This is a genomic window from Variovorax sp. PBS-H4, assembly GCF_901827205.1.
In the GTDB taxonomy this organism is placed as follows: Bacteria; Pseudomonadota; Gammaproteobacteria; order Burkholderiales; family Burkholderiaceae_C; genus Variovorax.
In genome coordinates, this window is sequence record NZ_LR594675.1 from 2,062,656 (window position 1) to 2,083,921 (window position 21,266).

Consider the following 21,266-nt stretch of genomic DNA (forward strand, 5'->3'; position numbering starts at 1 on the left):
CGGTGTGAATGCGACAATTCTCCCATGATCGTGGAGAACAACGTACCGCTGCAGCAGCACAACAGCTTCGGTATCGTCGCCCGTGCCCAGCACCTGGTGCGCATCGCGAGCGAGGCCGACGTGGCGTCGCTGCTGGCCGACCAGGCCTGGCATGGCGCTCCCAAGTTCGTGCTCGGCGGGGGCAGCAACATCGTGCTGACCGGCGACGTCAAGCCGCTGGTGCTGAAGGTCGAGATCAAGGGCCGCCGACTGGTCGAAGAAACGCCGCGCGCCTGGATCGTCGAGGCAGGTGCCGGCGAGATCTGGCATGACACGGTGCATTGGATGCTCGAGCAGGGCTACCCCGGCCTCGAGAACATGGCGCTGATTCCAGGCACCATCGGCGGGGCGCCGGTGCAGAACATCGGCGCCTACGGGGTCGAACTGCAGGACCGCTTCGAATCCCTGGACGCCATCGACCTGGAGACCGGCCGCGCTTTCACACTCGACGCGGCCCAGTGCGCCTTCGGCTACCGCGATTCCGTGTTCAAGCATTCGGCAAGCGGCAGCAACGATTTCGGCCTGGCGGGCCGGGCGCTGATCACGCGGGTGCGCTTCCGGCTACCCAGGCCCTGGAAACCCGTGCTGGGCTACCTGGACCTGGAGCGCAAGATGGCCGAAACCGGCAATTTCACGCCCAGCCCGACGGAGATCTTCGATTGGGTCTGCGCCATCCGGAGCGCCAAGCTGCCGGACTGGCGGGTGCTCGGCAATGCCGGCAGCTTCTTCAAGAACCCGACAGTCACGCCCGAGCAATGCGCCGACATCATTGCGCGCGACCCGAAGATCGTGCACTACCCGATGGCCGATGGGAGCATCAAGCTGGCCGCGGGCTGGCTGATCGATGCCTGCGGCTGGAAGGGCAAGACCGTGGGCAACGCCGCCGTCTACGAAAAGCAGGCCTTGGTCCTGGTCAACCGCGGCGGCCCTGCGCATCCGGCAACCGGCGGCGAAGTCATGACCCTGGCCAAGGCGATCCAGACCAGCGTCTACGAGCGTTTCGGCATCCGGCTGGAGCCGGAGCCGGTGGTCGTGTAGCCGGCAACGAAGTTCCGGCGGCCCGCTTGGCCGGGTTCAATCGGTGGTGTCGTTCTTCAACTGGGGAAGAGAAGCGCCCTGGCCCGCGGAGAGCAGGCCCGCCTGCGTATAGATGCCCAGCTTTTCGCGCGTGTCCACGATGTCGAGGTTGCGCATGGTGAGCTGGCCGATGCGGTCGGCCGGAGAAAAGCTGGACTCGCCTTTTTCCATCGTCAGTCGCTTGGGCTTGTACGTGAGGTTGGGCGACTCGGTGTTGAGGATCGAGTAGTCGTTGCCGCGGCGAAGCTCGATGGTGACTTCGCCCGTGATGGCCCGCGCCACCCAGCGCTGGGCCGTCTCGCGCAGCATGATGGCCTGCGGATCGAACCAGCGGCCTTGATACAGCAGGCGGCCCAGGCGGCGGCCGTGGTCGCGGTACTGTTCGATGGTGTCTTCGTTGTGGATGCCGGTGACCAGGCGCTCGTAAGCGATGAAAAGCAGCGCCAGGCCCGGCGCTTCGTAGATGCCGCGGCTCTTGGCCTCGATGATGCGGTTCTCGATCTGGTCGCTCATGCCGAGGCCGTGGCGGCCGCCGACGCGGTTGGCTTCCAGCAGCAGTTCCACCAGGCTCGGGTATTCCACGCCGTTGATCGCGACGGGACGGCCTTCGACGAAGCGCACGGTGACTTCCTCGCGCTTCACCTCTACCTCGTCTTTCCAGAAGGCGACACCCATGATCGGCTGCACGATCTTCATGCCGCTGTTCAGGTGCTCCAGGTCCTTGGCCTCGTGCGTGGCGCCGAGCATGTTGGAGTCGGTGGAGTAGGCCTTCTCGGCCGACATCTTGTAGGCGAAACCGGCCTTCTGCATGAAGGCCGACATTTCGGCGCGCCCGCCCAGCTCGTCGATGAAGGTCTGGTCCAGCCAGGGCTTGTAGATCTTCAACGCCGGGTTGGTGAGCAGGCCGTAGCGGTAGAACCGCTCGATGTCGTTGCCCTTGTAGGTGCTGCCGTCGCCCCAGATGTTGACGTCGTCTTCCTTCATGGCCGCGACCAGCATGGTGCCGGTAACCGCGCGGCCCAGCGGCGTGGTGTTGAAGTACGTGAGGCCGGCGGTGGTGACGTGGAATGCACCGGCCTGCAATGCGGCCAGGCCTTCCGCGGCGAGCTGCGTGCGGCAATCGACCAACCGGGCCTTCTCTGCGCCGTAGAGCATCGCCTTGCGCGGGATCTCGTCGTAGTCGGGCTCGTCGGGCTGGCCCAGGTTGGCCGTGTAGGCGTAGGGAATGGCGCCCTTGTTGCGCATCCAGTGCAGCGCGGCGCTGGTGTCCAGGCCGCCGGAGAAGGCGATGCCGACCTTCTGGCCGGCGGGAATGTTCTGAAGAATGGTGGCCATGGTTCGAATCCGGTTCAGCCGAAATGGCAGATGTAGCTGTACGGCTCGCCGCTCACGCGGATCTGGAAGCTGGAATTGCCGGGCACGCTGAACTTCTCGCCGGCGCCCGAGGCCACCCATTCGCTGCTGCCGGAGAGGAGGTACTCGCAGCGGCCCGCCGTGCCCTCCATCGTCTCGGGGGCGCCGGTGCTGAAGGTCAGGGTGGAGGGCAGGATCACGCCCACCGACTTCTTGCTGCCATCGGCCAGCGTGAGGCCGTGGCTCACGCATTTGCCGTCGAAATAGACGTTGGCCTTGGTTGCTACTGTGGCGTCGCGAAGGAATTCGGAGGTTGTCATCTGGAAGGAGGGCCTGGCGCTGCAAGGTAGGAGGAAAGCCCGCGATTTTAGGCTTTGCGGCCAGGCCTCCCCGGCAGGCGCTCAGCGCCAGCGACCGTGATAGCCGCCGTGCCAGCCGCCGCCCCATCCACGCGAGTAGCCAAGGTTGAGCGAAATACCCACGGGCGGGTAGACGTACGGTGCCGGGTAGTACGTGGGTGCGACATAGACCGGTGCCGGGTAGTAGACGGGGGCCGGCGCATAGAGCGGCGCAGGCTGGCCATAGGCCGGAGCCCCATTGCCCGAGACGACCACGCCCGGCTCGGGCGTTACCTGGCTCCAGTCGGACTGGCCGCGGTCGTCGCCGTCGATGGGACGCTGGGCGATGGGCGGCTGCGGTGCCACCGGGGAGGGCGTTGCGACGCCGTAGTCGCCGACTTCGATCGGGATGCTGGCTCCAGGGCGGGTATCGGTGACCGTGGTGTAGTGCCGGCCCCCGTATTCGTAGGTCACGTTGTAGCGGGTGTTGCCCGTCGTTTCGTGCGAGGGCGTGGCCGAGATCACCCGGGCCCAGACCTGCTCCGCCTGGGCAAGGCTCGCGGTGCCCGCCAAGGCGGCCAGGAGCGAGAGAGCGATGGTGTTGCGGATGGCTTTTTTCGTGCGCATGTCAAACTCCTGAGGGTGGGGCACCCAGGCCCCTCGATACCCGCTTCGACGCGATCCTGCGGCGCGGGTTCAACCGTTTACACGGCATGGCTTTTCCATTCGGCGGCGTCGAATCCCGTGGTAACGCCGGCTGGCGGGCCCCAGTTGACGACCGGACGTTTGATGAGGCTGGGGTTGGCCAGCAAGGCGGCGCGGGCGGAGGCGGCGTCGACCACCGAGGCGCGCGTCGACTCGTCGAGCCTGCGCCAGGTGGTGCCACGCCGATTGACCAGGGCCTCCCAGCCCGGCGCGCGCAGCCATTGGTCGAGTTCGGCCTCGGGCACGCCCTCTTTCTTGAAATCGTGAAACCGGTAGGCGATGCCGTGGTCGTCAAGCCAGGCGCGGGCGCGCTTGACGGTGTCGCAGTGGGTGATGCCATAGAGCGTGGTCATCCCTCGATGATGCCCGTGCGGCGAGTGGGCGACAATTCCGGGCTCCATGAAAACCCTTGCCGACTGGCTCGCCCACGCCGAGCGCCTGCACCCCAAGAACATCGAGCTCGGGCTCGAGCGCGTCCGCGCGATGACCGGCAAGCTCGGCCTCGCCTTCGACTGCCCCGTCATCACGGTCGCCGGCACCAACGGCAAGGGCTCGACCTGCGCAATGCTGGAGTCGATCCTCCTGCATGCGGGATACCGCACCGCGGTGTTCACGTCGCCGCACCTGGTGCATTTCGAGGAGCGTTTGCGGCTCTCGGGCGAAGCTGTGGCTACCGAGGTGCTGGCAGTGCAGTTCGAAGCCGTGGAACGGGCGCGGGGTGAGATGGCGCTGACCTACTTCGAGTTCACCACGCTCGCGATCCTGCTGTGCGCCGCGGCCAGCAGGCCCGATGTCGCCATCCTGGAGGTCGGCTTGGGCGGACGTCTGGACGCCGTCAACGTCATCGATGCGGATTGCGCCATCATCACCAGCATCGATCTCGACCACATGGAGTTCCTGGGCCCCGACCGCGAAAGCATCGGCTTCGAGAAGGCCGGCATCATGCGCGCCGGCCGGCCCGCGATCGTCAGCGACCCGGTCCCGCCGCAGAGCGTCATCGGGCATGCCGAAGCCCTTGGCGCCGACCTGTGGCGCGTGGGGCGCGACTTCAATGTCGCCGGCGACAAGCAGCAGTGGGGCTGGAGCGGGCGTGGGCGGCGTTACAGCGGGTTGGCCTACCCGGCGCTGCGCGGGGCCAACCAACTCGTCAATGCGGCCGGCGTGCTGGCCGCGTTGGAGTCGCTGCGGCAGCGGCTGCCGGTCACCGCGCAGGCGGTGCGCACCGGACTGGCGTCGGTCGAGCTTCCCGGGCGCTTCCAGATCGTGCCGGGCGAGCCCGCCCTGGTGCTCGACGTGGCGCACAACCCGCATGCAGTGGCAGCGCTGGCCGAGAACCTCGATGCCATGGGCTTCTACCCGACCACCCACGGCGTGTTCGGCGTGATGGCCGACAAGGACCTTGCACCGATGTTCGCGCGCATCGGCCCGCTGATCGACCGTTGGTACTTTACCGACCTGCCGACCGCGCGGGCCGCCAAGGCCGCCGATCTGCTGGCGCAATGGCGGGCGCAGAACACCCGCGCTGATGCCTCCGCCAGCGCGCATGCCGCTCCGATGGAGGCCTTGCAAGCGGCCATCGATCGCGCGGACCCCGCTGATAGAATCGTGGTCTTCGGATCGTTCTTCACTGTGGGTGGTGTGCTCGAGCACGGAACACCTCGTCTGCGGGCACGGCACCTGTCGCCGGACGCCTGATTGGCCTGATTTCCGGCGCCTTTTCTACTCACGCTGCACACCATCAGGGAATCGAATTTCATGGCGTTCTTCAAGTTCCGCACCCGCGGTCCGCAGGCCAACGAAGGGCGAAACACCGGTGTCTCGGCGCCGCCGGCGGAAAGCATCGAGGCCATGCGCCGGCGTGCGCGCCACCGGCTCGTCGGCGCGGCGGTGCTGGTGCTGGTCGGCGTCGTCGGCTTCCCGCTCCTGTTCGACACCCAGCCGCGGCCGGTATCGGTCGACATCCCGATCGAGATTCCTGATCGCAACAAGACCAAGCCGCTGCCGCTGCCGGCAGCGCCAGCGCCCTCGACGTCAAACGCCGCACCGCCCGCGAGCCCGCCATTGGCTGCCAGGTCGGCGGGCGGCGAGATGATCACCGAGATGGCGGATGGCACGGAAGTCCCGGTATCCAAGCCCGCACCCTCCGCGCCGCCAGTCGAGACCAAACCGGCGCGGATGGCGGAAGCCAAACCCGAACCCAAGCCTGAAGCCAAACCGGAGCCGAAGGCGGAGCCCCGGCCCAAGCCGGAGTCCAAGCCCGAAGCGAGGGCGGAAGCAAAGCCAGAGGCCAAGCCCGCCGCCAAGAATGTCGATGATTCGGCCCGGGCACGTGCCCTGCTCGAAGGCAAATCCACCGCCGTCGCTGCCGCCAAGCCCACCGCCGCAGCGGAGGACGACGGCCGCTTCGTGGTCCAGGTCGGCGCCTTCGCCGATGCCGACAAGGCGCGCGAGGTACGGCAGAAGCTGGAAAAGGCGGGGCTCAAGACCTACACCAATGTCGCGAAGACGGCCGGCGGCGAGCGCACGCGTGTGCGCGTGGGCCCCTTCGGTACGCGCGCCGAGGCGGACAAGGCGGCCGGCAAGATCAAGGGCTTGTCTTTGTCGGCTGCCGTCCTCAGCTTGTAAGCGGACGTGGTTGCCCTTGACTGGATGGCCATCGCGTTGCTGGTGGTGTCGATGCTTTTCGGGTTGGTGCGCGGATTGGTGTACGAGGTGATCCTGCTGGCCGCCTGGGTGGCCGCCTTCTTCTGCGCGCAGTGGTTCGCGGCCGACGTCGGTGCCTGGCTGCCCTTCGGTGATCCGGCGGGCACCTGGCGCTATGCGGCGGGTTTCGCGCTGGTGTTCGTGGGGGTGGTTTTCGGCGTCGGGCTGGTCGGCTCCCTGTTGCGCAAGCTGATCACTGCGGTGGGACTTCGGCCGGTGGATCGCCTGTTGGGCGGTGTCTTCGGCCTGGCACGCGGCGCCGTCGCGCTGCTGGCTGCCGCGGTCGTGGTTCATTTGCTCGCGCTGAGCGACGCGGCCTGGTGGCAGGAATCACGAAGCGCCATTGTTCTGGATGCGGCATTGCAGGGCCTGAAACCCGCGCTGCCTGAAAAATTGGCAAGCTACCTGCCCTGAGCAGAGAAGGATCGCTTCATGTGTGGAATCGTCGGCGTTGTCAGCAACGCACCCGTCAACCAGCTGCTATATGACGCACTCCTGCTGCTGCAGCACCGCGGCCAGGACGCAGCCGGCATCGTCACGCTGCTGGAGCGCAAGTTCTTCATGCACAAGGCCAAGGGCATGGTGCGAGACGTCTTCCGCACGCGCAACATGCGGGCGCTGCCGGGCAGCGTAGGGCTGGGACAGGTGCGCTACCCCACCGCGGGCAACGCATTCAGCGAAGAAGAGGCCCAGCCCTTCTACGTGAACGCGCCTTTCGGCATCGTGCTGGTGCACAACGGCAATCTCACCAATGCACACGCGCTGCGTGCCGAGTTGTTTTCCACCGACCACCGCCACACCAACACAGACAGCGACTCCGAGGTGCTGCTCAACGTCCTGGCGCACGAGCTCGATCGCTCGACGCGCGGAGGCATGCTCAATTCCGAAACCCTGTTCGCCGCGGTGCGCAACGTGCACCGGCGGGTGCGCGGCTCCTACGCCGTGGTGTCGCTGATCGCCGGGCATGGGCTTCTCGCCTTTCGCGACCCCTATGGCATCCGACCGCTGGCCATCGGGCGCAGCGCCGACGGCACCTACATGGTGGCGAGCGAGACGGTGGCGCTGGAGGGCTCCGGCCATGTGTTCGAGCGCTACGTGGCGCCGGGCGAGGCGGTGTTCATCGACCTCCAGGGCCAGCTGCATACGCAGCAATGCGCCGAGTCCCCCAGCCTCAACCCTTGCATGTTCGAGTTCGTCTATCTCGCGCGTCCCGACTCGGTGCTGGACGGCATTTCTGTCTACCAGGCACGGCTCAATCTTGGCGAGACGCTGGCCCAGCGCGTGATCTCCACCGTGCCGCCGAACGAGATCGACGTGATCATTCCCATCCCCGAATCGAGCCGCCCGAGCGCGACGCAGCTTGCCCATCTGCTGGGCATTCCGTACCGCGAGGGCTTCGTGAAGAACCGCTATGTGGGCCGCACCTTCATCATGCCGGGCCAGGGCGTGCGCAAGAAGTCGGTGCGGCAGAAGCTCAATGTCATCGGCAGCGAATTCAAGGGCCGCAACGTGCTGCTCGTGGACGATTCGATCGTGCGCGGCACCACCAGCCGGGAGATCGTGCAAATGGCGCGCGAAGCCGGCGCGCGCAAGGTCTACCTCGCGAGCGCGGCACCGCCGGTGCGCTACCCGAACGTCTACGGCATCGACATGCCGACCAAGGACGAACTGGTGGCCCATGACCGCACAGTCGAGGAAATCCGCGAGCTGATCGGCTGCGATGCACTGATCTACCAGGACGTCGAGGCGATGAAACGCGCCGTGCTCAAGGCAGCGCCCGGCAACGGTCCGAAGCTCGATGGCTTCGATGCTTCGTGCTTCGATGGCGTCTACGTGACGGGCGACATCGACACCGAAGCCATCAGCCGCATGAACGGCAACCGTCCCCGCGTCGAAGAGACCGACGAGGACTCGTCGCGCCTCGCGCTCCCCAACCTGAGCTGAAGCAGAACATCGTGACCGACCGACCCCTCCCCCCCGGGCTGCACCGCGACACGCTCGCCGTGCGTGCCGCCCTCGAGCGAAGCCAGTACGGAGAAAACTCCGAGGCGCTGTTCCTCACCAGCAGCTTCGTGCAACCTGACGCCGAAACTTCCGCCCGCCGCTTCGCAGGCACCGAGGAAGGCTTCACCTACACCCGCACCTCGAACCCGACGGTCGCCAGCTTCGAGCGGCGGCTTGCCGCGCTCGAAGGCACCGAGGCGGCGATCGGCGCCGCCAGCGGCATGGGCGCGATCCTCATGATGTGCATGGGCCTGCTCAAGGCCGGCGACCATGTGGTGTGCTCGCGCTCGGTGTTCGGTTCCACGCTCAACCTGATCGGGCGCGACTTCGGCAAATTCGGGGTGGAGACCACCTTCGTCTCCCAGACCGACGTGGCTGAATGGAAGGCCGCAATCAAGCCGAACACGAAGCTGCTGTTTGCCGAGACGCCGACCAATCCACTGACCGATGTGTGCGACATCCGCGCGCTGGCCGACCTGGCGCACGGCTCGGGCGCGCTGCTGGCCGTCGACAACTGCTTCTGCTCGCCGGCCCTGCAGCGGCCCATCGAGTTCGGCGCCGACCTCATCATCCACTCGGGTACCAAGTACCTCGAGGGCCAGGGCCGGGTGCTGGCCGGCGCCATCTGCGGCTCGCAGAAACTCATCGACGTGTTCGCAACCGTGGTGCGCACCGCCGGCATGGCGCTGTCGCCCTTCAATGCCTGGGTCGTGCTCAAGGGGCTCGAGACGCTGGGAATCCGCATGCAGGCACATTGCGCCGGAGGACTTGCGCTGGCGCAATGGCTGGAGACGCAGCCTGCGGTGAGGCGCGTGTATTACCCCGGCCTTGCTTCGCATCCGCAGCATGAGCTGGCAATGCGCCAGCAGTCGGGGCAGGGCGGGGCGGTGGTCTCGTTCGATGTGCGGGGCGACACGCCCGAGGCGGCACGCGCCAATGCCTTCCATGTGATCGACAGCACGCGCGTGCTCTCGATCACCGCCAACCTCGGTGACACCAAGACGACGATCACCCATCCTGCCACGACCTCGCATGGACGTCTCAGCGAAGAACAGCGCCAGGCCGCCGGCATCGGCCAGGGTCTGGTCCGCGTGGCGGTCGGGCTCGACCATATCGACGATATCCGGGCCGACCTGTCGCGCGGCTTCGACACGCTACGCACTTGAATATCTCCATGACCGTTCGCACCCGCATCGCGCCGTCTCCCACGGGCTTCCTCCATCTCGGCACTGCGCGCACTGCACTCTACTCGTGGGCCTATGCGCGCCACCACGGCGGCCAGTTCGTGCTGCGCATCGAGGACACCGACGTCGCCCGCTCGACGCAGGAGTCGGTCGAGCAAATCCTGGCCTCCATGCACTGGCTGGGGTTGGACTACGACGAGGGTCCGGTCTACCAGATGCAGCGCCTCGACCGCTACCGTCAGGTCGTCGACCAAATGCTTGCGGCGGGGACCGCTTACCGCTGCTACTGCACGCCCGCCGAGCTCGACGCAATGAAGGAGGCGCAGCGCGCGCGCGGCGAGAAGGCGCTGTACGACGGCCGCTGGCGCCCCGCGCCGGGCAAGGCATTGCCCACCATTCCAGAGGGCGTTGCGCCGGTGATCCGCTTCTGCAATCCACCGGACGGCGATGTGCGCTGGGACGACCTCGTCAAGGGGCCGATCACCATCAACAACCGAGAGATCGACGACCTCATCATCGTGCGCGCCGACGGTGTGCCGACCTACAACTTTGCGGTGGTGGTGGATGACTGGGACATGCACATTTCGCACGTGTTCCGCGGCGACGAGCACATCAACAATACGCCCTGGCAGATCAATATCTTCCGCGCGCTCGGTGCGCCCTTGCCGCAGTTCGGCCATGTGCCCGTGATCCTCGGCGAGGACGGGCAAAAACTCTCGAAGCGCCGCGGTGCCGTCAGCGTGACGGCCTACGAGGAGGGCGGCTACCTGCCCGAGGCAATGCTCAACTACCTCTCACGGCTGGGCTGGAGCCATGGCGACGAGGAACTGTTCACGCGCGAGCAGATGGTGGCCTGGTTCGACGGCACGCACCTTTCGAAGAGCCCGGCGCAATGGGATGCAGCCAAGCTCGCATGGGTCAATGCGCAGTACATCAAGGCCAAGCCTGACGCGGAGCTTGCCCTGCTCGTTGCCGCGCAATTGCAAAAGCGCGGCATCGAGTCCGACAACAGGCTTGCCGCAATCTGCGCACTGTTCAAGGACCGCTGCGACACGACGGTGGCGTTGGCCAACTGGGCATCCGCTTTTTATGCGGACGTGCAGCCCAGCGAGGCCGATCGTGCGCAGCATCTGACCGATGCTGTCCGCCCCTCGATTGCCGCGCTGGCCGATAAGCTCGCCACCGCACAGTGGGACAAGGCATCTATTGCCGCCGCGATCAAGGAAGTGCTCGCTGCGCAGGGCCTGAAGATGCCCGCGCTCGCCATGCCGGTGCGTGTGCTCGTCATGGGCACTGCGCAGACGCCCTCGCTCGATGCCGTGCTCTCGCTCTTCTCTCGTGAAGAAATTTTGAAGCGATTACAGGCCGCGTAAATTTCGACGCTATAATTTGAGGCTCGACGCCCACAGGGGGTATAGCTCAGCTGGGAGAGCGCTTGCATGGCATGCAAGAGGTCAGCGGTTCGATCCCGCTTACCTCCACCATCTGGAAGTCGAGACAACCAAGCGTTGATCGCAACGCGGTTCTTAGGTTTACGACCCTATCGTCTAGAGGCCTAGGACACCACCCTTTCACGGTGGCTACCGGGGTTCGAATCCCCGTAGGGTCGCCAGTTTTCACGCAAGTGGAAAAGGCACAAGTCGGCAGCACTTGGCTCTATCCGGAGCGAACGCAGCCTACCAGGAGTGGTAGTTCAGTTGGTTAGAATACCGGCCTGTCACGCCGGGGGTCGCGGGTTCGAGTCCCGTCCACTCCGCCAGATTGTCGTTGGACATCAATGGGTTAGTAGCTCCGGCTGCTAACCCATTTTGGTTTTTGAGATCCGGTTCGACACTAGAAGCCGCTGCGTTCTCAGCGTAACGATCACCGACGCACATGGCCAGATGTTGATGGCCTTCTCGCCGACCCCACAAGCTTCGACTGAGCGTGCGGACTCGGGCGGGCCGGTAGTGCAAGCCTCGGCGCAGGCAGCGCGCGAGTCCTCGGGTTAAGGCACCAGCCTCCATGCGCCTTTTTCCAGCCGGATGACCACGACCGAAGGCTGTTCGAGGCCATACGGCTGGCCGGGCCTGAAGTTGTAGGTGCCGTTCGCACCGGCAAGGGACTTCGTGCTGACGATCGCATCGCGCAGCGCAGCGCGGAACTGTGGCGTGCCCGGCTCCATCTTGCGGTCCACCCGCGCCGCGGCATCGGCGAACAGAAGCCATGCGTCGAAGGTGTAGGCCGAGAAAGCGTCCTCGGGCAGTGTGCCGTGCAGGCGCCGATAAACGCTTCGGAATGCCAGGGCCGGTTCACGCGCTGCGTTGCCCGCCGGCAGTTCATCCGCCACCATGACCGGGCCGCTCGGCACCATTAATCCGTCCGCTGCAGCGGACGCGACACGGACGAAGTCGACGTTGATCAGTCCGTGGGTGCCATAGATGGAGCCCCTGTATCCCCTGTCCTTCAAGGCCAGGTAGGGCAGGGCGCCTGGGGAGCCTGAGTTGCCTGCAAATACGGCGTCCGGCCGGGCGGCCAGGATCTTCAGGACTTGGCCGGCGACCGATGCATCGGTGCGGCCGTAGCGTTCGTTGCTCACCACCTTGATCCCGGCGGCGTCGGCGCTTTTTACAAGGGAGTCGTAGGCGAGGTCGCCCAGGGCGTCCGCATAGCCGATGAAGCCCACCGTCTTCACCCCGGATTTCTTCATGCGTTCGACCACGGCGTTGACCATCACGGGGAAGGCCTGGGAAACGGTCACTGTCCAGCTGCTGTCGGCGGCCGGCAGATTGAACGGAGTCGGCGAAATCAAGGGAGCCTGCATCTCCCGTGCCACCGACGCCATGGCCAGCGATCCGGGAACGCCCGAAGTGCCGATGAGGACATCGACCTTGTCCTCGCTGATCAGCTTGCGCGCGTTGCGGGCTGCCGTCGTCGGGTCGGACGCATCATCGAGCACGATCAACTGAACCTTGCGTCCGCCGATCTCGGGGTGGAGTGCATACGCCGCACGAACGCCCTTCTCGTAGGGGATGCCCAGCGCAGAAAGCGGGCCAGAGAGCGAGCTGCTCACACCGACTTTCAGGTCGGCAGCGTAGGTGGAAGTGAGAGCAAGCGCCGCAGCGAGCAGGCTCGCCCAGCGCAACCTCGGTCTGCTGGCGATCATTCGTTCTCCTGACGTGTCCAGACCTTTTCGCGCACCAGTTCCGCAATCTGGATCGTGTAGCTCTGGAACAGTTCGTTCTTGCCGATGGGGATTGATCGGCGATGCTCGGCATCTCGCATCCATGCGCGCAGCGCCTCTGCGTCGCGCCAATACGAAAGTGAGATCAGCTTGCCTTCGTTGTCGCGGCTGAGAAAACTTTCCTTGGAAACGAAGCCGTCGATCTTCGCCGCCGCCACGAGCAGCTCTGCAACCATCTCGCGGTTGCGCTGCTCCATTCCCGGGAGAACCTTGAATTCAATGATGCAGATCAGCATGGGGGTGTCCGATTAGGCAAACTGCTCAGCCGCCAGGGCGCTCAAGGCCTTCCGGTCGACTTTGTTGATGGGCGTCTTCGGCAGAGCTGGCAGCCGAAAATAACGAGCCGGCTGCTTGTAGCGTGCGAGCCGCTCTGTGCAATGTCGCTCCAGGGCGCTCTCGTGGGTCGCGTCATCCATGCCCGGGCGGGGGACCACGAAGGCGAGCAAGATTTCGCCCCGATAGCTGTCGGGCTTGCCGACGACGGCCGCCTCGAGAACGGCGGGATGTTCCTGCAGGACTTCCTCGATTTCGCGAGGGTAGACGTTGTAGCCGCCGACGATGATCAGGTCTTTCTTGCGCCCGCGGACGAACAGGTGCCCGTCCCCGTCGATCTCGCCGAGGTCGCCGGTGTACAGCCATCCCTCGCGCAGGGTCTCCGATGTCTCGTCGGGCAGATTGCGGTAGCCCTGCATCAGCTGAGGGCCTTGCGCTCGGATCTCGCCGCATTCGTGGAGGGCGAGCGATTGCCGCCCCGTTTCAGCGTCGACGATCTCGATTCTCGTGCCAGGCAACGGGAGCCCGACGGAGCCGGCCTTGACCGCATGGCCCGGTCCGTTGAAGCTCAGCACCGGCCCTGCCTCGGTCATGCCGTAGCCCTCATAGATCGGGACCCTGACCGTTTCTTCCCAGCGGCGCAGCACGGCGACCGGCAGTGCCGATGCGCCCGAATAGCACATGCGCAAGGACTGCCAGTCCGTGCTTTCGAATCGGGGGTGCGCCATGAGAGACACGTAGATCGAGGGGCTTCCCGGAAAGAGGGTGATGCGGTGCCGTTCAATGGCGTCGAAGACGTCATCGCGGCGGAATGCAGGCAGGATCACGAGAGTGCCGGCGCAACGGGCGGCGAGATACAGCCCCATCGCCATTCCGTACGAATGGAAGAGCGGCATCGCGCACAGAATGCGTTCGCCAGCGGGGTGCGTGGGGAGCATGGCTTCCCTCTGTTCGACGTTGGTGCGCAGCGCGGCATGCGTGAGATTGACGCCTTTCGGCCGCCCCGAAGTACCGCCCGTGTATTGAAGAAGGGCGAGGGACGAGGGAGTGACCTCCTGCGGCAAAGTATCCGTGTCGGGGCGACCACCGCTTGCCTGCCCGCGACCTTCATTCATCCAGATCACCGGCAATCCCATTGAATCGGCCAGTGGTGCTACGAGATTTTGCAGTGCCCACTCTGCGATGACCGCGTCACAACCGGCGTCCTGCAACTGGAAATGCAGTTCGCGCGCGGTGTATTCCGGGTTCATCGGCAGCATCTGGGCTCCCGCCGCCAGCACGCCGAAATGGGCGATGCAGGCGCCGAAGCCGTTTCGCAGAATGACTGCCACGCGGCTCGGGCCGGCATCCTCTCGCAGGCGATTGGCAAGGGCGATGACTTCGCTGCAATAGTCGCCGTAGCTCATGGTCTGGCCGTCGCAGACCAGCGCAGGATGGTCCGGTGCCCGCACGGCCGCCTGCAGCAGCAGTTCGACCACCGTGTCCCGATAGCGCTCGACAAGATGTGCGGTATCGGTCATGAGGCAGCATCACTCACTCGCAGCACGAGCGCCATGGCTGTGTCTCCAGCCGCGCAGCCCGTGAACAGCCCGAGGCCTCCACCGCGCATTTCGAGCGTCTCGATCAGCTCGATGATGGCGCGCAAGCCGGTCGGTGCCTGCGGGTGTCCCCAGACCAACGAGCACCCGAAGGCGTTCATATCGAGCAGGGAGAGGCCGGTCTCCCGGGCGAGGACGATGTCGTTGACGGCGAAGGGGTTGTGCGTCGTCACGGCATGCAGATCGGCGAAGCGCAGATCGGCGCGCTGCATGGCCTCCCTCGCGGCAGGGACCGGTGCGTACGGCATCTGCATGGCTTCGGCGCGCGCCTGGCCCGTGGCGAGGATTTCGATCTGCACATCCGGCCGGCTGCTGAGCTGTCGCGCCCGGTCGCGAGCGGCGACCAGCATGCCCGCGCTGCCGTCCGCCGGGTGGGTCTGGGCGCCGTAGCTCACGGTGCCGTCGGGCAGCACGGGCTTCAGCCTGGCGAGCCCTTCCCGCGTGGTGGCGTGGATGCCTTCGTCGCCGGCGAGGGTCGCCACCGACTTCTTGAAGCGGGCATCGGGCACTTCGAACGGGAGTTGCATGAAGCGGCGGTGGAAGGCCCGATCGTCCGCCAGCGCGGCGGCGTATTGCTCGTAGCGGTGCAGCACCAGGTCGTGCTGCTCCGCGAGCGAGATGCCGAACCGGGCGGCCACCCCTTCGGCGGTGTGCAGCATCGAGTGCGAAGTCCAGGGATCTCGTTCGAAGGAATCCGTGACCCAGCTCTCGTGCGCCCCGGTGCCGCCGACGCCGCGCGGATCGGGATAGTAGATCTGCGGTCCATTCGACACGCGGTCCGCCGCCAGCACCAATCCACAGGCGGAGGCGCCGGTAGCAACCTCGTGCGCGGCCGTCGCCACGCAGCGCACGGAGGTGGCGCAGGCCTGGGCGATGGTCGGGCCCGCCAATGTCGGCATGCCGGCCAGTGCCGCAACCCAGGGCAGCCCATAGAAGGCGCCGCGCTGTGGCACCGTGGTACCGAGCACGCCAAAGTCGATCAGGGTGGGGCCGATGCCCTTGGCCTCCAGCGTCCTGCGCGTGAGCCACGCGCAGAACTCCAGGCTGTGCAGGTGCGACAGGCTGCCCTGCCAGCGCGCAAACGGAGACGACCAGTACGCGCCATAGGGAATGAAGGCGCCGCTCATGGCTCGGCCCGCCAGGCACCGCCCTGGGCCCGCACCATCACGCGGGCTCGCGTGTCGAGCCCGTTGTGGTCGGAGGCGGTGATGCGGTAAATACCGTTGGTGCCGACCAGGCCCGAGGTCTGCGTCTCGAGTGCATCGCGCAGCGCTTGCCGGAACTCCGCCGTGCCCGGCTTGGCCTTGGCCAGTGCGGCCGCGGCAGCCTTGTCGAGCAGCAGGTAGCCGTCGTACGCCCATGTGGCGAACGCGTTCACCGGCCCGGGCCGCTCGAGCTTGCCGTACAAGGCGGCAAACTTCACGGAGGCCGCCTTGACCGGATCGCCCTCAGGGAGGTCCTTGTAGACCACCACCGGGCCGATGGGCGCCAGCGCCCCGTCGATGCGAGACCCACCTACGCGCAGGAAATCGTCGTTGACGACGCCGTGCGTGTGGTAGATCGGGCCCTTGTAGCCACGCTCCACCAGCGTCAGGTGCGGCAAGGCGGCCGGTGTGCCCGTCGCACCGACAAGCACGGCATCGGGCTTCAGTGCGAGGGTCTTGAGCACTTGCGGAACGACGGACGAGTCGTTGCGCGCGAAGCGCTCGTCGTTGAGCACCTTGATGCCGTACTTGCCGCTCAACGAGGTCAGGCTGCGGTAGACCTGGTCTCCCCAGGGCTGCGAGTAGCCGATGTAGCCCACGGTCTTGATGTTCTTCTTCTGCATGTGCTCCAGCACGCCGCCAATCATCAGGTCGGCTGACTGCGGCACGACGAAGACCCACGGATGCTGGTTGGCCGGGACGTCCATCGGGGCGAGCGAAACATGCGGCGTGCGGCTTTCCAATGCGACGTCTGCCAGCACGAGCGAACTGGGCGTATTCGAGGAGCCCACCAGGACATCGACGCGATCGGACAGGACCAGCTTGCGCGCGTTCTTCACCGCCAACGAAGGATCGGTCGCATCGTCGAGGATGGTGTAGCGGACGGGCTCCCCGGCCAGCTTGTCCGGCAGGAGGGTGATCATGTCCCGCTCGGGGCCGCCTTGCGACGACGCCGCGCCCGTGATGCTGAGCACCACGCCGACGTGGATCTCGGCCTGGGCCGCCGTGCTCATCCAGCCAGCGAGGCAGGCGATCGAACACAGAAGCGGAAGCTTTCTCAGGAGTCGTGGTGCGTTCACAAGGTGTCCTCTGCAACGAAGTGGGCCGAAGCGTTCGGCGCAGCATAGGCGAGGGCCCTGGCGTGCAGCGCCAGGATCCGAAAAAGTGATACGCGTATAACCCTGGCCGGAAGTGCGCCTCGCCTGCCGGGGCCATCCCGGATAATTTCGTGATGCCCTTCGCATCCGACTCGAACGACAAGGACGACGCGTTTCCCTCGGCCGGGTCGCTCTTCGGCCGCTTGCGCATGCGGCATCTCGTCGCCATCGAGATACTCGCAGAACGAAAGAACATCCGGCAGGCATCGCAGGCCCTGTTCCTGTCGCAACCGGCCGCGAGCAAGCTGCTGCACGAGATCGAATCGATCTTCGAGGCACGCCTCTTCGAACGCACGGCACACGGCATCGAGATCACGCCCCAGGGAGCGGTGTTGCTTCACTGGGCTCGCAAGGCCATGGCCGACATGGACGCTGCACGCTCGGAGATCAGCGCGCTGCGCGATGGATGGGAAGGCCGCGTGCGGGTTGGTGTGTTCCCGGTCGCGGCATCGGTGCTGGTTCCGGAAGCGGTCGCGCTTCTCAGCAGGTCGCGCCCTGGCATCCAGGTGGAACTGCAGGAGGGCCTCGAGACAACGCTGCTTCCTCAGCTCGAGAAGGGTCGGCTCGACTGCGTGATCGGCCGTGCAACCCCCCTGGCCGGAGCCCGGCGCCTGTCTCACGAAACCTTGTTCGAGGAGCCCACCGTCGTCGTTTGCGCTGTCGACCACCCCTTGCTGGACTCCCCCGACTGGACCCACGCCGATATCGATCGCTACGAGTGGATCCTTCCTGCCCGATCGGGCCAGCTCTACTCCCTGGTCGCCGGCGGCCTGGCCAGGCGCGGGGCGGCCCCTCCGCGCGTGGCCGTGGAGACGTCCTCCATCCTCACGCTGGTCGAGATCCTTCGCCAGTCACAGTTGCTTTCCGCGATCGCCAGCGGCGTTGCGCGCCGCTTCCTGGAGATCGGCTTGCTCAGGACCTTGGAGCTGCCGCTTTCGGCGTCGCTGCATCCGGTCGCGATCATCACGAACCATGCGGCTTCGGTGCACCCGGCCACGTCGATGTTTCTCGACGCTGTGCGAGAGGTGTGTGCGAAGCGCTCGACGGCGTAGTGCGCACGGCTACTCATGATCCGTCGATCTCGTCAGCGTCTCCCAAGCGTCGATCTCGCTGGAGAGTGCCGAGAGCTTGGCCCTGACGAGTTCCAGCGCATCCGTGCCGAGAAGCAGGTGTGCTGGCGGTTCAGGGGCTGCGACGATCGCCAAAATGGCCTGCGCCGCCTTGGCCGGGTCGCCCGCCTGTTGGCCGCTCTTGGCCTGCCTGGCCTGCCGAATGGGGTCGAAGAGCGCATCGTAGTCGTGGACTGTGCGGTCCGAGCGCACCATCGAACGGCCGGCCCAGTCGGTGCGGAAGGAGCCGGGCGCCACTGCCGTCACCTTGATCCCGAAGCCTGCCACTTCCTTTCCGAGCGCCTCGGAGATGCCTTCGAGCGCGAACTTGCTTCCGCAGTAGTACGCGATGCCGGGCATCGTGATGAACCCTCCCATCGACGTGATGTTGATGATGTGCCCCGAGCGGCGGGTGCGCATCGAAGGCAGCACAGCCTTCATCATCGCGACGGCGCCGAAGACGTTCACGTCGAACTGGCGTTGCATCTCCGCGAGACCGGACTCCTCGAGCGTTCCCTCATGCCCGTATCCGGCGTTGTTGACCAGGACGTCGATGTGCCCGTGCCGGCCGAGCAGTTCGGGGACCGTCCTGTCGATGGCATCGAAATCCGTCACATCCAGCACTGCAGCATGCGCCCGGCGGGGCACGGTGCTCTCGAACGCGACCTTGCTGCTTTCGGACCTGACGGTCCCGAGCACCGTGTGCCCCGCTGCCAAGGCGGTTGCTGCGAATGCCTTTCCGAATCCTGAACTGACGCCGGTGATGAGGAACGTTTTCGATCGAGGCTGAGTCATTGTTGGCTCCTTGAGGGTGGAGCCTGATCGTAGAAACCGGCCTCGGAATGCGCCATGGCGAGACGTGCGAATAGCTTGCCCAATGCTACGAAGCCATAGAGCCTGGCTACTTCGTGTGGCAGATTTGAAGCTCGAAATGAACAACGCAGATGCAAGACACAGCGCAATCCACTCCAAGCTTGCAGAGGCAGATGGTCGATCTGGCGACGCCTCTGGCCCCTGTCGAAGGCTATAACCTGACCGCGCTCCGCGATGTCCGGATCCTGAGATCCGATCGTCCGCTGAGCCGGGCCCCGGTGCTCTACGACCCGGGAATTGTCATCGTGCTCCAGGGCCGAAAGCGCGGCTTCCTGGGTGACGAGGTCTACCTGTACGACGCGCAGCACTACCTGGCCGTGTCGGTCCCCGTGCCTTTCTCGATGGAAACGGATGCCTCGGCGGAAGAACCGCTGCTCGCCATCTACTTGCGGCTCGACTTCAAGGTTGCTGCCGAGTTGATGATGAAGCTCGATGAATGCGGGCCCGTCGGGGATGCGATCCCGAGAGGCCTGATGTCCACGCCCATGGACGAGGGCCTCGCGCATGCCGTGCTGCGCTTCCTGAAGGTCATGAACTCTCCGCTCGAATCCGTGATCCTCGGGCCGGACGTCGTGCGCGAAATCTACTTTCGCGTCCTCACGGGCGAGCAAGGAAGTTCCATGCGTGCCGCACTGACCCGTCGAGGGCATTTCGGCAAGATCGCGAAAGCGATTCGCACGATACATGCCTGCTTCGACCAGAAGCTCGACATCGGCCACCTGGCGGACGAGGCGGGCATGAGCCCCACTTCGTTCCATGCGCACTTCAAGGCGGTGACATCGACCTCGCCGATCCAGTACCTGAAGACAACGCGTCTTCACCAGGCGCGGCTCATCATGGTGAGGAGCGGCGTGACGGCCGCGGTGGCAAGCGCACAGGTCGGCTACGAAAGCCCCTCCCAGTTCAGCCGCGAGTTCAAGCGCATGTTCGGCCGCGGGCCATCCGAGGAGGCGTCCCGGATGAAGCATGCTTTCGCAAGGCCCGACCCGTCACCTCACGGGCTGTACGTCGCGGCGCATTGAGCGCAAACCCGTTCCTTCCCTGAATCCACCGTCGACATGCGATGCGGCCGGACTCGGGTGTATGTCAGCTGGCAACCCGTGCCGAGCGGGAGCGGGCATCCTTGATGGTCAGCCAGACCGCCGAGACCAGGAAGTAGAACGCGCCGAAGGCTGCATAGGGGGCGATGGCGGCAATGCTGGGCGCAAGCGCGCCGGTGGCTTGCTTGATGAAGAAGGCGCCTGCAAGCGCCGATTGCGCACCGCTGAGGACCATGGCCCACTGCGCTCCATTGGTTTTCCAGCGGCGCACGCCGGTGGCAAGCTGAAAGAGCCCCGCCAGAATGGCCCACACACCGAACACGCCGAGTACCGCATGCATGCTGATTCCGAGCGCGATCGCGACGGCGATGGTCGCAACCCCGCTCGCACCGGCATTGAGCGCTTGAGTCTGGTTCTGCTGCAGTCCCCCGTTGCGCTTGGCGTCGACCAGATTGGCAATGGCGTCCCAGGCGGGATAGACGAGAAGCAGCAATGCGGCGAGCGTCGGCATCTCCTTGCCGAGCGTGTGCGCGGCGAGCACCCAGACAATCGAGAACGCAGCGCGTGAAAAATAGTAGGGCTTGAGCCACTCGTTGCTCTGCGACGCGCCAGGTTGAGTGATGTTCGGCGGGGTCATGGTTTCTCCAGTTCAAGCGTGACGATGGGTGCAGCGCGGGCGCTGCTGGTAATCTACTAGTTGATAGATAAGCGGGACATGTTGAACGCCGACGTGAAGGCACGCATGCCTCAACGCCGGCGAGCCGGGGCCAGCAACTGCTTGACCCCCTGCTGAACGACGGTGGCAAACGCGTCCGGGTCGCCGTAGACACGGGCGGCCAGCATGCCGCCGTGCACGGTTGCCATCAGGCCCAAGGCCTCTGCCGACGGATGGGTGCGCAGGCAGAAGATGCCCTTCGCGGCGCCTTGTTCCAGGATGGAAGCAAGCCAGGTGGCCAGGTCCGAAAAATGTCCTCGAACTTCGTCTGCAACGACTGAGGGGATCGCGGGCAACTCCGAACCGAGCATCGCGCAGATGCAAAACGGTGCCGTTCCGTCCCGGATGCACGCCTCCCAGTACTCGGTGTATGCGTGAAGCCGGGCGAGCGGATCTGCAATCTGCTTTTCCAGCGCGGCCAAGGCCTCACGGCCTTGCGCCCGATATCGGCGCAGCACCGTTTGCACGAGCTCGGCCTTGCTGGGAAAGTGGAAATGGACGCTGGCCTTGCTGATGTGCACTGCCTCCGAAATGTCCGCGTAGCTGAAGCCGTTGTATCCCTTCGTCGCCAGCAGCAATCGGGCGCACGCCGCAATTTCGGCCGCCTTGGGAGAGAGCTCGGGGGATTCCATGCTACTAGTCTACCAACTAGTTGATTGATGTCAACCCA

General features: G+C 65.6%; 21 protein-coding genes and 3 tRNA genes. 12 read left to right on the top strand and 12 right to left on the bottom strand.

Translation table 11 applies throughout. From position 1 onward, the window contains the following. Positions 1-24 precede the first annotated feature (24 nt). Complete coding sequence (gene murB, locus E5CHR_RS09915) at positions 25-1,077, top strand: UDP-N-acetylmuramate dehydrogenase (protein ID WP_162579524.1); 1,053 nt, start codon at positions 25-27, stop codon at positions 1,075-1,077. A 36-nt stretch (positions 1,078-1,113) separates the two neighbouring features. Here murB and argG read toward each other — a convergent pair whose 3' ends face one another. The 4 genes from argG to E5CHR_RS09935 form a co-directional block, all read right to left on the bottom strand. After that, positions 1,114-2,451: an argininosuccinate synthase gene (gene argG, locus E5CHR_RS09920; protein WP_162579525.1), complete on the bottom strand. Its 1,338-nt coding sequence runs from the start codon at positions 2,449-2,451 to the stop codon at positions 1,114-1,116. A 14-nt stretch (positions 2,452-2,465) separates the two neighbouring features. Continuing rightward, positions 2,466-2,789 carry a pyrimidine/purine nucleoside phosphorylase gene (gene ppnP, locus E5CHR_RS09925; protein ID WP_162579526.1) on the bottom strand — a complete coding sequence of 108 codons (324 nt, stop codon included), beginning with the start codon at positions 2,787-2,789 and terminating at the stop codon, positions 2,466-2,468. 81 nt (positions 2,790-2,870) lie between these two features. Continuing rightward, positions 2,871-3,434 carry a hypothetical protein gene (locus E5CHR_RS09930; protein ID WP_162579527.1) on the bottom strand — a complete coding sequence of 188 codons (564 nt, stop codon included), beginning with the start codon at positions 3,432-3,434 and terminating at the stop codon, positions 2,871-2,873. 77 nt (positions 3,435-3,511) lie between these two features. Beyond that, positions 3,512-3,865 carry an ArsC family reductase gene (locus E5CHR_RS09935; protein ID WP_162579528.1) on the bottom strand — a complete coding sequence of 118 codons (354 nt, stop codon included), beginning with the start codon at positions 3,863-3,865 and terminating at the stop codon, positions 3,512-3,514. Positions 3,866-3,911: 46 nt separating this feature from the next. Here E5CHR_RS09935 and folC point away from each other — a divergent pair, with 46 nt between their 5' ends. The 9 genes from folC (at position 3,912) to E5CHR_RS09980 (ending at position 11,162) form a co-directional block, all read left to right on the top strand. Continuing rightward, positions 3,912-5,207 carry a bifunctional tetrahydrofolate synthase/dihydrofolate synthase gene (gene folC, locus E5CHR_RS09940; RefSeq protein ID WP_443083068.1) on the top strand — a complete coding sequence of 432 codons (1,296 nt, stop codon included), beginning with the start codon at positions 3,912-3,914 and terminating at the stop codon, positions 5,205-5,207. A gap of 60 nt (positions 5,208-5,267) precedes the next feature. Further along, entirely contained in the window at positions 5,268-6,137 is an 870-nt protein-coding gene (locus E5CHR_RS09945; protein WP_162579529.1) for an SPOR domain-containing protein, read from the top strand. A 6-nt stretch (positions 6,138-6,143) separates the two neighbouring features. After that, the gene (locus E5CHR_RS09950) at positions 6,144-6,629 is read left to right on the top strand and encodes a CvpA family protein (protein ID WP_162579530.1); all 486 of its coding nucleotides are present in this window, start codon (positions 6,144-6,146) and stop codon (positions 6,627-6,629) included. Between the two features lie 18 nt (positions 6,630-6,647). After that, a complete protein-coding gene (gene purF, locus E5CHR_RS09955; RefSeq protein WP_162579531.1) occupies positions 6,648-8,159 on the top strand; it encodes an amidophosphoribosyltransferase in 1,512 nt (503 codons plus the stop codon). An 11-nt stretch (positions 8,160-8,170) separates the two neighbouring features. Beyond that, complete coding sequence (locus E5CHR_RS09960; protein ID WP_162579532.1) at positions 8,171-9,385, top strand: O-succinylhomoserine sulfhydrylase; 1,215 nt, start codon at positions 8,171-8,173, stop codon at positions 9,383-9,385. Between the two features lie 2 nt (positions 9,386-9,387). Further along, positions 9,388-10,776, top strand: a complete 1,389-nt coding sequence (gene gltX, locus E5CHR_RS09965) for a glutamate--tRNA ligase (protein ID WP_162583657.1) — start codon at positions 9,388-9,390, stop codon at positions 10,774-10,776. Between the two features lie 35 nt (positions 10,777-10,811). After that, a tRNA-Ala gene (locus E5CHR_RS09970) sits at positions 10,812-10,887 on the top strand. Between the two features lie 52 nt (positions 10,888-10,939). Then, a tRNA-Glu gene (locus E5CHR_RS09975) sits at positions 10,940-11,015 on the top strand. Positions 11,016-11,085: 70 nt separating this feature from the next. Beyond that, positions 11,086-11,162: transfer RNA gene (locus tag E5CHR_RS09980), tRNA-Asp, on the top strand. A 228-nt stretch (positions 11,163-11,390) separates the two neighbouring features. Here the strand turns inward: E5CHR_RS09980 and E5CHR_RS09985 are convergent. The 5 genes from E5CHR_RS09985 to E5CHR_RS10005 are packed head-to-tail and all read right to left on the bottom strand — an operon-like array spanning position 11,391 to position 16,715. Continuing rightward, the gene (locus E5CHR_RS09985; protein ID WP_162579533.1) at positions 11,391-12,548 is read right to left on the bottom strand and encodes an ABC transporter substrate-binding protein; all 1,158 of its coding nucleotides are present in this window, start codon (positions 12,546-12,548) and stop codon (positions 11,391-11,393) included. Further along, on the bottom strand, positions 12,545-12,862 hold the full coding sequence (locus E5CHR_RS09990) for an antibiotic biosynthesis monooxygenase family protein (RefSeq protein ID WP_162579534.1): 318 nt from the start codon (positions 12,860-12,862) through the stop codon (positions 12,545-12,547). The genes E5CHR_RS09985 and E5CHR_RS09990 overlap by 4 nt, the downstream gene beginning before the upstream one ends. Before the next feature lie 12 nt (positions 12,863-12,874). Then, a complete protein-coding gene (locus E5CHR_RS09995) occupies positions 12,875-14,419 on the bottom strand; it encodes an AMP-binding protein (protein WP_162579535.1) in 1,545 nt (514 codons plus the stop codon). Further along, complete coding sequence (locus E5CHR_RS10000) at positions 14,416-15,624, bottom strand: thiolase family protein (protein ID WP_162579536.1); 1,209 nt, start codon at positions 15,622-15,624, stop codon at positions 14,416-14,418. Before E5CHR_RS10000 ends, E5CHR_RS09995 begins: the two co-directional genes overlap by 4 nt. Further along, positions 15,621-16,715, bottom strand: a complete 1,095-nt coding sequence (locus tag E5CHR_RS10005; RefSeq protein WP_162579537.1) for an ABC transporter substrate-binding protein — start codon at positions 16,713-16,715, stop codon at positions 15,621-15,623. Before E5CHR_RS10005 ends, E5CHR_RS10000 begins: the two co-directional genes overlap by 4 nt. Before the next feature lie 218 nt (positions 16,716-16,933). Here E5CHR_RS10005 and E5CHR_RS10010 point away from each other — a divergent pair, with 218 nt between their 5' ends. Next, a complete protein-coding gene (locus E5CHR_RS10010) occupies positions 16,934-17,911 on the top strand; it encodes a LysR substrate-binding domain-containing protein (RefSeq protein ID WP_162579538.1) in 978 nt (325 codons plus the stop codon). A gap of 9 nt (positions 17,912-17,920) precedes the next feature. Here E5CHR_RS10010 and E5CHR_RS10015 read toward each other — a convergent pair whose 3' ends face one another. Further along, positions 17,921-18,763, bottom strand: coding sequence for an oxidoreductase (locus tag E5CHR_RS10015; protein WP_162579539.1), 843 nt, complete (start codon positions 18,761-18,763; stop codon positions 17,921-17,923). A gap of 149 nt (positions 18,764-18,912) precedes the next feature. On the opposite strand from E5CHR_RS10015, the gene E5CHR_RS10020 reads away from it, so the two are divergent. Next, positions 18,913-19,863, top strand: a complete 951-nt coding sequence (locus tag E5CHR_RS10020; protein WP_162579540.1) for an AraC family transcriptional regulator — start codon at positions 18,913-18,915, stop codon at positions 19,861-19,863. 64 nt (positions 19,864-19,927) lie between these two features. Here E5CHR_RS10020 and E5CHR_RS10025 read toward each other — a convergent pair whose 3' ends face one another. After that, complete coding sequence (locus E5CHR_RS10025) at positions 19,928-20,518, bottom strand: DUF308 domain-containing protein (protein ID WP_162579541.1); 591 nt, start codon at positions 20,516-20,518, stop codon at positions 19,928-19,930. Between the two features lie 110 nt (positions 20,519-20,628). After that, entirely contained in the window at positions 20,629-21,228 is a 600-nt protein-coding gene (locus E5CHR_RS10030; RefSeq protein ID WP_162579542.1) for a TetR/AcrR family transcriptional regulator, read from the bottom strand. Between the last annotated feature and the right edge of the window lie 38 nt (positions 21,229-21,266).

Bases quoted from the DNA above. Each gene is read 5' to 3' on its own strand.
- E5CHR_RS10020 (WP_162579540.1), top strand. From the start codon at position 18,913: ATGCAAGACACAGCGCAATCCACTCCAAGCTTGCAGAGGCAGATGGTC.
- E5CHR_RS10030 (WP_162579542.1), bottom strand. From the start codon at position 21,228: ATGGAATCCCCCGAGCTCTCTCCCAAGGCGGCCGAAATTGCGGCGTGC.
- argG (WP_162579525.1), bottom strand. From the start codon at position 2,451: ATGGCCACCATTCTTCAGAACATTCCCGCCGGCCAGAAGGTCGGCATC.
- E5CHR_RS10005 (WP_162579537.1), bottom strand. From the start codon at position 16,715: ATGAGCACGGCGGCCCAGGCCGAGATCCACGTCGGCGTGGTGCTCAGC.
- E5CHR_RS10015 (WP_162579539.1), bottom strand. From the start codon at position 18,763: ATGACTCAGCCTCGATCGAAAACGTTCCTCATCACCGGCGTCAGTTCA.
- E5CHR_RS09995 (WP_162579535.1), bottom strand. From the start codon at position 14,419: ATGACCGATACCGCACATCTTGTCGAGCGCTATCGGGACACGGTGGTC.
- murB (WP_162579524.1), top strand. From the start codon at position 25: ATGATCGTGGAGAACAACGTACCGCTGCAGCAGCACAACAGCTTCGGT.
- E5CHR_RS09930 (WP_162579527.1), bottom strand. From the start codon at position 3,434: ATGCGCACGAAAAAAGCCATCCGCAACACCATCGCTCTCTCGCTCCTG.
- E5CHR_RS09935 (WP_162579528.1), bottom strand. From the start codon at position 3,865: ATGACCACGCTCTATGGCATCACCCACTGCGACACCGTCAAGCGCGCC.
- E5CHR_RS09945 (WP_162579529.1), top strand. From the start codon at position 5,268: ATGGCGTTCTTCAAGTTCCGCACCCGCGGTCCGCAGGCCAACGAAGGG.
- E5CHR_RS09985 (WP_162579533.1), bottom strand. From the start codon at position 12,548: ATGATCGCCAGCAGACCGAGGTTGCGCTGGGCGAGCCTGCTCGCTGCG.
- folC (WP_443083068.1), top strand. From the start codon at position 3,912: ATGAAAACCCTTGCCGACTGGCTCGCCCACGCCGAGCGCCTGCACCCC.
- E5CHR_RS09990 (WP_162579534.1), bottom strand. From the start codon at position 12,862: ATGCTGATCTGCATCATTGAATTCAAGGTTCTCCCGGGAATGGAGCAG.
- E5CHR_RS10025 (WP_162579541.1), bottom strand. From the start codon at position 20,518: ATGACCCCGCCGAACATCACTCAACCTGGCGCGTCGCAGAGCAACGAG.
- ppnP (WP_162579526.1), bottom strand. From the start codon at position 2,789: ATGACAACCTCCGAATTCCTTCGCGACGCCACAGTAGCAACCAAGGCC.
- E5CHR_RS10000 (WP_162579536.1), bottom strand. From the start codon at position 15,624: ATGAGCGGCGCCTTCATTCCCTATGGCGCGTACTGGTCGTCTCCGTTT.
- E5CHR_RS10010 (WP_162579538.1), top strand. From the start codon at position 16,934: ATGCCCTTCGCATCCGACTCGAACGACAAGGACGACGCGTTTCCCTCG.
- purF (WP_162579531.1), top strand. From the start codon at position 6,648: ATGTGTGGAATCGTCGGCGTTGTCAGCAACGCACCCGTCAACCAGCTG.